Origin of the sequence: Chthonomonas sp. (genome assembly GCF_035294165.1) — a bacterium.
In the GTDB taxonomy this organism is placed as follows: Bacteria; Armatimonadota; Chthonomonadetes; order Chthonomonadales; family Chthonomonadaceae; genus Chthonomonas.
The window spans coordinates 1-12,839 of the sequence record NZ_DATGLN010000261.1 but is presented as its reverse complement, the minus strand read 5'-3'; the positions used below and the strand labels follow the sequence as shown (position 1 = coordinate 12,839).

General features: G+C 55.4%; 10 protein-coding genes and 1 pseudogene. 5 read left to right on the top strand and 6 right to left on the bottom strand.

The window, feature by feature from the left end; all coding sequences use genetic code 11:
* Positions 1 to 28: 28 nt before the first annotated feature.
* The 3 genes from rplM to VKV29_RS14835 all read left to right on the top strand — a co-directional run bounded on the left by rplM (position 29) and on the right by VKV29_RS14835 (position 1,874).
* Positions 29 to 490: a 50S ribosomal protein L13 gene (rplM, locus tag VKV29_RS14845; RefSeq protein WP_324202100.1), complete on the top strand. Its 462-nt coding sequence runs from the start codon at positions 29 to 31 to the stop codon at positions 488 to 490.
* 9 nt (positions 491 to 499) lie between these two features.
* Positions 500 to 892 (top strand): 30S ribosomal protein S9, encoded by a 393-nt coding sequence (rpsI, locus tag VKV29_RS14840; protein WP_324202101.1) that lies wholly within the window; start codon positions 500 to 502, stop codon positions 890 to 892.
* 76 nt (positions 893 to 968) lie between these two features.
* Complete coding sequence (locus tag VKV29_RS14835; RefSeq protein WP_324202099.1) at positions 969 to 1,874, top strand: C40 family peptidase; 906 nt, start codon at positions 969 to 971, stop codon at positions 1,872 to 1,874.
* Positions 1,875 to 1,936: 62 nt separating this feature from the next.
* Here the strand turns inward: VKV29_RS14835 and VKV29_RS14830 are convergent, their stop codons facing one another.
* The 3 genes from VKV29_RS14830 to nrdR all read right to left on the bottom strand — a co-directional run bounded on the left by VKV29_RS14830 (position 1,937) and on the right by nrdR (position 5,867).
* Positions 1,937 to 2,317, bottom strand: coding sequence for a hypothetical protein (locus tag VKV29_RS14830; RefSeq protein WP_324202098.1), 381 nt, complete (start codon positions 2,315 to 2,317; stop codon positions 1,937 to 1,939).
* 59 nt (positions 2,318 to 2,376) lie between these two features.
* Entirely contained in the window at positions 2,377 to 5,310 is a 2,934-nt protein-coding gene (locus VKV29_RS14825; protein ID WP_343217385.1) for a vitamin B12-dependent ribonucleotide reductase, read from the bottom strand.
* Positions 5,311 to 5,393: 83 nt separating this feature from the next.
* On the bottom strand, positions 5,394 to 5,867 hold the full coding sequence (nrdR, locus tag VKV29_RS14820) for a transcriptional regulator NrdR (RefSeq protein ID WP_016484188.1): 474 nt from the start codon (positions 5,865 to 5,867) through the stop codon (positions 5,394 to 5,396).
* Positions 5,868 to 6,092: 225 nt separating this feature from the next.
* Between nrdR and VKV29_RS14815 the strand changes: the two genes are divergently transcribed.
* Both VKV29_RS14815 and VKV29_RS14810 read left to right on the top strand, forming a co-directional pair.
* On the top strand, positions 6,093 to 6,815 hold the full coding sequence (locus VKV29_RS14815; RefSeq protein ID WP_324202096.1) for a tyrosine-protein phosphatase: 723 nt from the start codon (positions 6,093 to 6,095) through the stop codon (positions 6,813 to 6,815).
* Positions 6,816 to 6,970: 155 nt separating this feature from the next.
* Positions 6,971 to 9,568 (top strand): bifunctional YncE family protein/alkaline phosphatase family protein, encoded by a 2,598-nt coding sequence (locus VKV29_RS14810; RefSeq protein WP_324202095.1) that lies wholly within the window; start codon positions 6,971 to 6,973, stop codon positions 9,566 to 9,568.
* Positions 9,569 to 9,795: 227 nt separating this feature from the next.
* Here the strand turns inward: VKV29_RS14810 and VKV29_RS14805 are convergent, their stop codons facing one another.
* The 3 genes and pseudogenes from VKV29_RS14805 to VKV29_RS14795 all read right to left on the bottom strand — a co-directional run.
* Positions 9,796 to 10,458: an ABC transporter ATP-binding protein gene (locus VKV29_RS14805; RefSeq protein ID WP_324202094.1), complete on the bottom strand. Its 663-nt coding sequence runs from the start codon at positions 10,456 to 10,458 to the stop codon at positions 9,796 to 9,798.
* Between the two features lie 90 nt (positions 10,459 to 10,548).
* On the bottom strand, positions 10,549 to 11,715 hold the full coding sequence (locus VKV29_RS14800) for a YeaH/YhbH family protein (protein ID WP_324202093.1): 1,167 nt from the start codon (positions 11,713 to 11,715) through the stop codon (positions 10,549 to 10,551).
* Positions 11,716 to 11,728: 13 nt separating this feature from the next.
* A pseudogene (locus tag VKV29_RS14795) lies at positions 11,729 to 12,839 on the bottom strand (protein prkA); the annotation flags it as partial.

The window sequence follows — 12,839 nt, the reverse complement described above, 5'->3', positions numbered from 1 at the left end:
TTCTTGTGAAGAGTACGGAGAATAGAATATGAGGAAGCATGGAACCTATTTTGCACGCAAAGAAGATGTGGAGGCACAGCGCGTCTGGTATGTGGTAGATGCCACAGGTCGCCCTCTTGGACGCCTGGCCGCAGAGGTCGCACGCCTCTTGCGAGGGAAACATAAGCCGATCTTCACTCCGAATGTGGATACGGGCGACCATGTGATCGTCATCAATGCCGAAAAAGTGGTATTGACGGGCAGAAAATCACACGAAGTCGTTCGGCACCATTCCGGCTGGCCTGGCGCTTTGAAAGAGATCGAAAGGCGCTATGAGTTGGAACGGCATCCTGAAGAGGCTATTCGGCGGGTCGTGCGAGGTATGCTTCCGCATAATCGCTTAGGCGATGCCATCATAAAGAAGCTAAAGGTCTATCGTGGGCCGGAGCATCCTCACGCCGCACAAAAGCCTATAGTCTACCAAAGCGATGCCCAAAAAGGAGGAGAGTAGCCCATGGTAATAGAAGCAGTACGCTACTACGGTACAGGCAAGCGGAAGAATGCCGTTGCGCGGGTGTGGCTTAAACCCGGTTCGGGGAACCTCATCATCAATGAGCGTCCCGGTGAAAAATATCTCGGTCGGCAGCTACTTCTGCATGTGGTTCAACAACCTTTTGTGTTGACGAACCGAGTGGGGCAGTTCGACGTAATTGCGCGATGCCACGGGGGAGGCATATCCGGCCAGGCAGGGGCCATTCGCCACGGAATCGCTAAGGCGCTTTTAGAGGTAGACCCGGAGTTGCGACCTATTTTAAGACGAAGCGGTCTGCTTACCCGTGATCCTCGTGTGAAAGAGCGCAAGAAGTATGGGCGCAAGCGCGCACGACGTGGGTTCCAGTTCAGCAAGCGCTAAACGTTGGGGCTTGATGAAAATGCAGAGATACTGCATATCACAACGATGGAAAGGGTCGGTAAGGGGAACGCTTCCGTTGCTCTTACCGACCTTCATCTCGTTCTGGATTGTAGGGGCTTGCCCTGCCGCCCTCGGCGATGCGACCCTTACTCTGCAGTTGCCGCCATCGAAGGCGGCTCTGCAAGCCAAAGCCGAAGCAGAACGTGCCGCCCTGGCACGTCAACAAGCAGAGCGGCGAGCGGCTGCACATAAAACGCAAACCAGCACCCCATCGGGCCGCTTGCTCCCCTCACGAGGCTGGTTGCATGGGCGTTACGTGGTGGGCGGCCTAGGGGTCATCGTACAGCCAAGCGGTATTTACCGCCTTTATACCTCCCACTCGGCACAACTATCGCGCGTGGTTCCTGGCACCGATGTGGCTATTGTGGATAGCCGTGGTGGATGGCTCGGTATCCTTATGAGCGACTACTCCACCGGCTGGATACCGGCCGACAGGGTGAAGATTATCCCCGACTATCAGGTGACCTCGGATGCACCGGTACAACCTCGCTCAAACGCCTTACTGGGCAGCTATCCCGACATCTATCCCCACACGAACACGCCTTTCTTCCAAGGCAATGCGCAGGAGTTGCTCGCCATAGCCTATAGCTACCTAGGGGTTCCCTACGTTTGGGGTGGGGAAAGCCGTGAAGGGCTGGACTGTTCCGGTTTTGTACAGAAGGTGTTCGGCAAGTTAGGCTACCATCTGCCGCGCACGGCAGCAGAGCAGATGGCCATCGGTACTCCCGTGCCTGTTGATCAGTTGCAACCGGGCGACCGCCTCTATTTTGAGCCTTCCTCAACACCGCCCTACGTTCGACATACCGGCATCTACATAGGCAACGGTTACTTCATCCACTCTTCCGTGAGTGGGCACGGTGTGGCGATCAACCGCCTCGATGAAGGGATGTGGCCTCGTATTTTTGTTTGTGCTCGCCGTTAAAGGCCGATTAGGAGAACCCTCTCCGCTTGCTTATAGAGAGGCTCTATGTTTCTTCGCCGTGCCTAGCGTGAGACGGTGACAACTTCGTTCGATGGCACCCTCTGCGAGCCTTGGATGTGTAGAAGATGAATTCTCGCTCCCGGTTTCCAGATGGGGGTTGGGCTGTTCCAGTAGGCACAGTAGGCTTTGCGGCCGTCAATGGTATCGGTCCAGCCATCTTCCCCTTTGCCGTGCAGGAGGACAACGCGCGTATAGGGCTGAATGGCCTCATCGGCTTTGAAGATATAGATTTCTTGGGCTAGCCGTTCGTGGTCGTTCTGTAGGTAAGCTTCCGAGCAGATCGCCCATCCCTTAAGATTGACCGAGACGAGACCACAATTTTGTAGAACGACGTAGCCTCCACGTCCTCTTGTGGAGGGACAGATTTCCACGATTCGCAGCATGTCGCTCTCTCCTTTGCAGGTGCGCCCTAGGTACATACCTAGGGCGCTGGTTTTTTCAGCTAGGAGCAACCGTAGACAGAGCCACAGTTGAGGCACTTGAAGCAGGCTCCGTTGCGCACCATCAGGCTTCCACAATCCACGCAGATCGGAGCGTCGGATTGGTTTTGGAACGTCTCTTTTTCGTTTGCGAGCAGAGCTTCCATAGAGAGTGGAGAGGATGTAGGCCGCTCTAACGTAGGCGTCTCTTCGACCCCATTACCGGATAGGGCCGGCTTCTCCGGTTGTGGCACGCGATTGAGAAACTTCATTCCCAGATAGCGGAAGATGTAGTCCGATATGGATTTTGCGATGGGAATATCGGGGTTATTGGTGTAGCCTGCCGGTTCGTAGCGTGTATGGGCGAACTTATCCACCAGGGTTTGCAGCGGCACGCCATATTGCAGGGCAAGAGAGACCGCCGTGGCGAAGGAGTCCATAAGCCCGGAGATGGTAGAACCCTCTTTGCTCATGGTAAGGAAGATTTCGCCGGGTTGCCCGTCGGGATAAAGTCCCACAGTGAGATAGCCTTCATGGCCTGCGATGCTGAACTTATGGGTGATAGCTTGCCGTTCATCGGGCAGCTTGCGTCGCAGGGGGCGCACTATCACCTTCTCTTTGGGAGCAACCGGTTCGGCAGGTTGGGTAACAGATGCCTCGGCAGGTTTCTCTTCCACCTTTTTGGTGGTCAGCGGCTGGGTACGTTTCGAGCCATCACGATAAATAGCGATGGCCTTCAAACCGAGTTTCCAGCCCTCCATATAGACGCCCATAATATCCTCTGGCGTCGCTTCGTTGGGCATATTGACCGTTTTGGAGATGGCGCCGGAGATGAAGGGCTGAACGGCGGCCATCATGCGAATGTGCCCCATGTAGTGGATGGAGCGCGAGCCATTCGCCGGTTTAAAGGCGCAATCGAAAACGGGCAGGTGCTCCGGTTTTAGATGGGGGGCGCCCTCGATGGTATCTTGGCGGTCAATATAGGCCAGGATATCTTCGATCTGCTCTTGGCTATAGCCGAGTTTGCGGAGCGCCTCCGGCACCGTGGTATTGACGATCTTCATAACGCCACCGCCAACGAGGTTTTTATACTTCACAATGGCGATATCGGGTTCAATGCCGGTGGTATCACAGTCCATCATAAAGCCGATGGTACCAGTTGGCGCCAGCACGGTGGCTTGGGCGTTACGATAGCCATACTGGCTTCCCAGACGAATGCCCTCATCCCAACATTCCCGTGCGGCTTCGAGCATTTGGGAGGGCACATAACGGGCGTCAATATTTTCGACGGAATCACGGTGCATCCGCATCACTTCAAGGAAGGTGTCTCGGTTTCGCTCGAAGCCGGGGAAGGGCCAACCGTGGTCACGGGCGATGATGGCGGATTGTCGGTAGGCTTCGCCGGTCATGATGGCGGTAATGGCAGCTGCATAGGCGCGTCCCTCATCGCTATCGTAAGGCAGCCCTCGCGCCATAAGCAAGGCTCCTAGGTTGGCGTAACCAAGCCCTAGTGGGCGATAGTCGTGGCTGTTTTCGGCGATACGCTGGGTGGGGTAAGAGGCATTGTCTACGATAATCTCTTGGGCGGTAATAAGGATGCGGCAGGCATGCCGAAAGGCCTCGATGTCGAAATCGCCACTTGGGGTTCGGAACTTCATCAGGTTCAGTGAGGCGAGGTTACAGGCGCTATCGTTGAGGAACATGTACTCGCTGCAAGGGTTGCTGGCATAGATGCGGTCGGTGTTTTTGCAGGTATGCCAACGGTTGATGGTGGTATCGTACTGGATTCCGGGGTCGCCGCACACCCACGCGCTCTGGGCGATCATGTGCATAAGATCGCGGGCGCGATAGGTATCGGCGATTTTTGTTTTATCGAGGACGAAGCGGGTATGCCACTCTTTGTCCTCTTCGACGGCTTGCATAAACTCATCGGTTACGCGAACGGAGTGGTTCGCATTTTGGAAGTTTACACTATCGTAGGCTCCGCCGGGCACGTTGAACATGCCACTGTAGCCGGCCTCGATAAGTGCCCAAGCCTTTTTCTCCTCTTTTTCTTTGCACTGGATAAACTCCACGATGTCGGGGTGGTCAATATCGAGAATGACCATCTTGGCAGCCCGGCGGGTTTTGCCGCCGCTTTTAATGGCTCCGGCAAACTGGTCGAACCCTCGCATGAAGGAGACGGGGCCGGAGGCCGTGCCGCCGCCATGCAGAGGTTCACGGGAAGATCGGATTGTCGAAAAGTTTGTGCCGGTGCCGCTGCCATATTTGAAAAGCATGCCCTCTGTTTTCGCAAGCGTGAGAATAGATTCCATCGTGTCTTCCACGCTGTTGATAAAACAGGCGGAACACTGTGGCTTTGGTTGGTCGGGCAGGCCCACATTAAACCACACAGGGGAGTTAAAGGAGGCTTTTTGATAGAGGAGGATATGGGTTAGCTCGTCTTGGAAGGCTTGGGCATCCTCTTCGGTAGCGAAGTACTCCATTTTGCGACCCCAATCGGCGATGGTATCCGCCACACGTCGGATGAGTTGTCGCACGGAGCGTTCTCGTTGGGGAGTACCCACATGCCCTCGGAAGTACTTTGAGACCACCACATTGGTTGCCAATTGGGACCAAAAGGCGGGCACCTCCACATCTTTCTGCTCGAACACCTTTTCGCCACGTTCATTGGTGATCGTAGCATCGCGCAGTTCCCAGTCGCAGGTGGCATACACATCCTCGCCGGGGCGGGTAAAACGGCGTTCGATGGTTAGTCCTGGCGCGTTTGGGCCGCGTTTTGCAGCGGGTTTGTTCCCGTTGACGGGAGCGGTTCTCTCTTTCACCACGGCTTGCTCCTTATCGTTGGTGTGGTTTGCAGGGCTTTCCGTTACAAGAGGCGTTGCCTCGATGGGTTCGGGGCGGATACTTTCCTCTTCTGCTGGCAGTACCGAGTCGATACTTGTTTGATGAGGCATAGGTTCTTGATTATTCAATTTTCTGCTCCTTATACAGCGATATGCAGGGGTCTTTGGGGCAAAGAGGCACCCATGCGGAAGATTCAGCCGGATTTGCGGTTTCCCTGACGTCGAAGCATGTTCACGATCTCTCGGAACTGGGTGGCATCCTCGAACTGCCGATAGACCGAAGCGAAGCGCACATAGGCTACCTGGTCGAGCGCTTTCAATTTCTCCATCACCATCTCCCCGATTTCGCGTGAGGAGACCTCTTTTTCGAGGCGATTGTAGAGCTTGCGTTCGATATCTTCGGCGGCTTCTTCGAGAGTTTCGGTGCTGATTTTGCGGCCGGTACAGGCAAGCTGCATGCCTCGCACGATCTTACGGCGGTCAAACGGTTCCCGCCGTTTATCGTTTTTGATAACAAAAAGTTGCATCTCTTCGATCTCTTCGAGGGTTGTGAATCGCCTTCCACAGGCCTCGCACTCTCGACGTCGTTTAATTGTGGCCCCCTCGTTGATCGCCCGTGTTTCGAGCACGCGGTCTTGGTTGAGGGCACCGCAGAACGGACATTTCATCTTTGCTTTGTCTTTGCCGGCGATTGGTAGCTGGCGCCGTCGCTACCTATATGCAGGGACACTCCATAGAATAACATACTATATTTAGTTTGTCAAGGGCTATTTTGACAGCATTCCCTTTGAAACGTAAACCGTCCAGCCGACAGGAACCAAGGGGTGTAGGCAATGTTAAATTTTCGTTAAAGGGAACGATAGAGTATGGGCGGTGGGTATACTAGAAATGTCATGAGTGCCTCAACAACAAAGTTTGTGCCTGTGGCTTCTGCAACGCAACGCGCCCGACCGAAACGCCGAACGCGTCTCCTCCTAGGATTTATCCTTGTTTTCCTGCTTCTCGTGGCCCTCCTCTGGTGGATAGGTGTGTTCGGTGGGAATGTACGTGTGGTAGTGCCGGGACGTGTTTATCGCAGCGCACAGCTTACCGGCAACAACTACACTGCCGACACCGCCCGCTGGATAGGGGATGATCTGAACGACGTTTTGCGTCGTTACCATATCCGCACGGTTATTAACCTTCGTGGGGGAAGCATGGCCAACGACTACTATCGGCAAGAGATCGCCGACTGCAAACGGCTTGGGGTGGTTCATGTGGATATCCCGATGAGCGCCCACCATCTGCCACCGCCCCAATCGCTGCGACAGTTGCTGGCCGTGTTCGATCATCAGCCCTATCCCATTCTCTTCCACTGTCAGGGAGGGGCCGATCGCTCGGGACTTGTGGGAGCGCTCTATCTCAACATCTATCAAGGGGTTCCGCTTCAAGAGGCGCTTCATCGTCAGCTTACCTGGCGCTATGGTCATTTTGCCTTCACGGCCGCCGGGCGGATGAACGATTTCTTCTCGCTTTATCGGCGCACCGCGCACGGTTTAAGCTTGCGGGACTGGATCAACACGGTCTATCCCACTCTCTACCTAAAGGTCTCCCGCTCCGCCGCTGCATCGTCTTAAACACCACAGGAGCGCGAGACCTTCATCACCGGCTACCTAGCTCCCTCTCTTCCATGTGAAGAGGTGAGCAGCAAACACCTAGTCCAAAAGCGCATGGCTTTCTGGTATAGCAGAGGGTCTGTGCGTGCTCGATCCCAAAGAACGGAGATGTTGCAATGATCTCAAAAACAAGGCCTACTCTATGGGTTCTCTCCCTCTGTTTTGGTCTTTCCGTCATCGGCTATGTGGCTCTGGGGATTGCACGAGGCCGACGGGCTGCAGAAACCCACCGGCTACCTACCGGTCGGACCATCGCTCCGGTGGGGCAACAGGACGATGTGGGCAGTTTTCCCGCCAATATGGCCTTAAGCCCGGATGGGAGATGGTTGGCCGTTACCGATACCGGTTTTCGGCAGTATCTATCCATTGTAGATGCGCAGAGCGGGCAACGAGTCTCGCAGTTGGCCTTCAACGGCCGAACCAACGGACTTTACTACGGTTTGGCTTGGGCACCTACCCTACAGCAAGACGGCTCGCGTCTGCTCTATGCCTCTTGTGGCGCACTCGATCGTATTGCAGTGCTTTCGGTGGATGCTTATGGGGTAGTGCACGATACGGGGAGAATTTTGGAAGACCCCTCCAGTTTACCAAAGGAGGCGGGCAACGCTCGACCGAATTTTGAGGCGGGTATGGCGCTTAGCAGCGACGGCTTGAAACTCTATGTGGCCCACAACGAGAGTAGCCTCTATACGGACTTTAAAGGCTCCGTGAGCGTTCTGGATACGCAGACCGGAAAACGTTTAGGAGAGGTGACTACGGCCGGTTTTCCCTATGCCATCGTGGCAATAACTGCAGGGCCTAATGCCGACAAGCGCCTCTATGTCTCTAGTGAGATGGCTGGGGTCGTCTCCGACATAGATGTCTCCGACCCCGAACATCCGAAGGTGCAGCGCGAGATCGCCACCGGTGACCATCCCATAGCGCTTCTTCTCAACCCCTCACAAGATCGCCTTTTTGTGGCCAACGCCTCTTCCGATTCGATCTCACTGGTGGATACCGGCACCGACCGCGTACTGCAGACGCTGTCGTTGCGTGGTAAGAACGGGCTGCCCGGAATAACGCCTACCGGCCTTGCGCTCGATCCGCAAGGCACACGCCTCTACGTGAGCTTGGGTGACCTCGATGCGGTGGCTGTAATTCATCTGCAACGCGACCATATGGCAATGGCCGGCATGGTTCCGGCCGGCTGGTACCCTACAGCCGTTTGTGTGGCGAATGACCGGCTGTTTGTTGCCAATGCAAAAGGAAGTGGCGTGCCTGTGCCCAACGGCGAGCCTGAAGGCCCGAACGGAGAATGGGGACACTACATCGAGAACATTCTTGAGGGAACCGTACAGGTAATGCCTGTTCCCGACGAGCGGCAACTGGCAGCCTTTACGCGCCAGGTTGAAGTGCTCGATAGCGAGCGCAACCAGCAGCCGTTGCCGCATACGGGCATAAAGCATGTGATCTACATTATCAAGGAAAACAGAACCTACGATCAGGTGTTGGGCGATCTGCCGGAGGGCAACGGTGACCCTAAACTCTGCATTTTCGGGCGGGCGGTAACGCCCAATCAGCACGCTTTGGCGGAGCGGTTTGTGCTGCTCGATAACTTCTATTGCGCCGGTGAGGTCTCTCCAGATGGGTGGAACTGGTCTACGGCAGGTATGGCCAACGAGTATGTGGAGCGCAATGTGCCCTATAACTACAGCGGGCGTGGACGGGACTACGATTTTGAGGGAGAGGTGAACGGCGTGCCGGTAAGTCGTATGGGGTTGCCGGATGTGGCGGCTCCGCCGAACGGCTACTTATGGGATGCCGCCCAACGAGCGCACATCACCTATCGCAACTACGGCTTTTTCGTGAGTTTCGATAACAGCCATACTCCGGACGGCAAGCCGATCTTAAGCATCAATCAACCGGTCGAGCCGGCGTTGGTAAACCACACAGATGTCAACTTCATGCGTTTTGACACCAACTACGCCGATAGCGACGCCTATCGCATCTATAACTGCCCAGCTCCCACCCAACTGCTTGCCTTTGGAGCCAACAAAGCACCGGACCGCATTGCGGAGTGGAAGCGTGAGTTTGATCGGTATGTGAAAAACGGCGATCTGCCGGCCTTAGAGATGGTACGCATTATGCGTGACCATACGGCGGGCACGCGCCCCGGAGTCGCCACGCCTGCCGCCATGGTGGCAGATAACGACTACGCTGTAGGGCAGATCGTGGAGGCCGTAAGCCATAGCCCCTATTGGAAGAGCACGGCCATCTTCATTGTGGAGGACGATGCGCAGAATGGCTACGATCATGTAGACTGTCACCGCTCGACGGCCTATGTGATCAGCCCTTACATCCAAGCCCACAGTGTAGACCACCACTTCTACAACACCGACAGCATTCTGCACACCATTGAGGAGCTTTTGGGGCTAAAGCCGATGTGTCTTTACGATGCCATGGCACCCGTCATTCGCGATTTTACGGCGCAACCGAACAACAGCGCCCCTTACACGGCCATTCTACCGGCTAAGACCATCATCGCGCAGATCAACCGGCGCACGGCCTATGGGGCACGAGCAAGCGAGCGAATGGACTTTAGCCATGCCGATTGCGCCCCGCCAAATGAGCTAAACTCCATTATCTGGCGCTCGGTAAAGGGAGCAAAGGCGCCTCTGCCTCCGGTTCGTCATTCGCTTGCCATAGCCTTCCGGCGAGATGACGACGATGATTAGCTGTGCACGAAGTGCCAACTAACATGCCGTCAGTTAGAGGGGGTTTTAACTGGGATCGGAATAGAGAGGCTGTGGGGGGTGGCCTTGTGCCTCCCCTTTCAATCGTCCGTGCCTATCTCTCTGTGCGTGAAACCGGCCCTGAGGGAAAGGTGCAGTGCGCAGCACCGTCGGCCTTGCGGGAGAGGGCGCTCCAGTATAGGCCTTGAAAAACAGGAATCAAACCTAGCCTATTCGGGCATGGTTTGAATAGTGGTTGAAAAGCGGCCGATACGGGTGAGCGTATGTGCCCAACGCTCTTCTGCCGGCTCGTTGGTGGCAATGAGCACAAGGCCGCCTTGTGGACGTTGGCATTGTTCGGTAATTATCTGCTTTACCATGCTAACCCCGTCGCTATCGAGGTTGGCGGTTGGCTCATCTAAGAGAAGGACAGGTGGATTGGTGCTGAGGGCCAAGGCGTACTTCAGCCGCTGCCGCATGCCCGATGAGTAGTTGGCCACCAAATCGCTGCCACGTCCTAGCAGCCCTACCCTGCTAAGCAGCAGCTTAAGCTGTTCCAGCGAGAGTTTCATGCCGCGCAGCTCGGCAAAAAAACGCAGGTTCTCCACTCCGGTTAGTTCATGATAGAGCCGAAGATCGGGAGCAACATAGCCGATAAAGGTTCGGCGCTCTAAAGCATCTAAGGGCTGCCCGGCGATCTCAAAGCGAGCCTCCCCTTGGGTTGGCGTAAGAAGGCCGGCGACGATGCGTAGGAGCGTGCTTTTGCCGGCGCCGTTGGGGCCGCAGATGGCCCCCACCTGCCCACTTATCAGCTCTAGGTGAACCTTGTCGAATACAAGGCGTGTTCCGAAGTGGTGTCCTAGGTTAGATAGCACAATGCGAATAGGAGCCATTCCTTGCGTAGCCCTCTAGAAAATAGAGGGAAGAGGAGATAAGCTTGCTCCTCTTTCCCTCTAAAGTGTTCCTTGCCGCCATCAGCATCGCTATGCGGCCGATTGCACCTCCGGATATTTCCGGAAAAACTTTTTCAGCGCCGGCCAAACGTCCTCTTTAGAGTTTATCTTTACCGTACACACGCGCGGTTCATTGGCAAAGGCCTCTTGAATAGCTTGCCCCAGCGGAGCAAAGGAGGTGGACTGATTCCAAACGTCGCTGGCGATCTCGCCGTAGCCCACAAGGTTGCAGATGGCCACCATTTTGCGAATCTCTTCCACGCACTCTTGGTCGCCCCAGTTATAGCCATCGGTAAACAGGAAGGGGTAGATGTTCCATTCGCGCGGGTTGTAGCGCTGATCGATAATCTGTTGTGCCAGTTTATAGGCCTCGCTCATGCGGGTACCGCCCGAATCGCCCAGGGTAAAGAAGGCGTGTTCATCCACCTCTTTGGCTTCCGTGTGGCAGGTAATGAAGACGATTTCGGCACTGGCGTATTTGCGTCGCAGGAATCGCAACATCCAGAAGTAGAACGAGCGGCAGATATAGGCCTCGAACTCCCCCATGGAGCCGGAGACGTCGCGCATGGCGAAGATCACGGCGTTGCGCTGAGGCTGGGTGGTGATCTCCCAGTTTTTGAATCGCAGGTCTTCTTCGCGAATCTTCCAACCGGGTTTGCCGAGCTTCGCGTTGCGTTTGTAGGCTTCTAGGAGGGTGCGCTTGCGATCGAGATTTCCCCGCAACCCCTTCCGCGACACCGTGTTGAAGTCAATAACGTCTGCAGGCACCTGTTTCACGCCGCGCTCTTCGAGGTTAGGGAGGTGAAGGTCTTCAAACACCAGGTCGGTTAGCTCTTCTAGGGTGAGTTCAGCTTCGTAAAAATCCACGCCAGGCTCTTGGCCTGCCTGTTTACCCCCACCCACACCTTGATCGGAGGAGGGTGCTCTTCCGAGAATGTCTCCGGGTTTGGTGTTGCCGGGGCCTTGCCCCACGCGCTCGCGGTCGCCGTCGTCAAAGCGCAGGCGAGGCAGTTCCAGACCCCGGATAGGGATTTTAATGATCTTACCCTGGTCTGCCGTGATGATGTCCTGTTGACTGATGATTCCGCCCAGGTTTTTGCGGATCACCTCTTTAACTTTCTCGTTATGGCGCTGCCGGTCGCGCTCGGCGCGTCGGTGGAGATCCCAGGCATCGTCACTAAGAGAAAAGTTCGGCATGGTAGGCTCCTTTTCAGCGATTCAGCAGCGTTCCAACATAGCGGAGCAGGTCGTTGGCCGATTCGGGCGTATAGCCTTGCTCACGGCACATGCGCTCCACCACCTCGTTCACCTTCTTAAGCTGTTCGGCATCCGGTGTTTTTGTACCGGTAGTAATTTTTACGACATTCTTGAGGTCTGCAAACAGCTTCTTCTCAATAGCCTCGCGGAGGCGCTCGTCGGAGGATACGGTGAAGGTAAGCCCGCGTCGCGCCAGCGAGCCGACCGAGCGCATAATGCCCTCTCGGAACTCCCGCTTCTGGTTTTCAGAGATATTGATCTGTTCCTCTATGGAGCGCATCAGCGCCTCGTCCGGGTCAATGTCTTCTCCGGTTACCGGATGCTTTACCTTCTCGTGGTTGCAGTAGGCTTCGACGTTATCAATGTAGTTGTCGAGAAGGGTCTTGGCCGATTCCTCGTAGGAGTAGACGAAGGCGCGCTGCACCTCTTTTTTGGCATATTCATCGAACTCTTTACGCACCTCATCAATGAAACCAAGTAGCTTTTTGCGTTCTTCTTCGTTGTTGGTATATTCGGTAATGCCATCGCGCAGGGCACGCAGCATGTCAATGGGGGTGACATAGTTCTTGCCGCCGCGTACGAGAGCCGCCGAGATGCGATTGATAATGAAGCGAGGCGATACTCCGGTCATGCCCTCATCAAGGTACTCTTCGCGCAGCTCTTTCACGTGGCGCTGGTCCCAATCACCGACTTTCTCGCCATCGTAGAGTTTCATCTTGGTCATCAGGCTGATGCCGGCCCGTTTGGAGGGTTTAAGCCGCGTGAGGATGGCAAACATGGCGGCAACACGCAGGGTATAGGGAGCGATATGGACTCGGGCGAGGTTTAGCTCGGAACCGGGGCTACGGTCGCTCATATCGGACTGACTGATAAGCTTTTCATAGATGCGCACCTCATCGCTAACGCGCAGATTGTAGGGCACCTTCACAACGAAGATGCGGTCTATCATCGCCTCGTTCTCTTTATTGGAGAAGTAAGAGTTGTACTCGTACTCGTTGGTGTGGGCGATGACGGCCACATCGCAGTAGATGAGTGCAAAGCGACTCGCCTTAATGGTCTGCTCT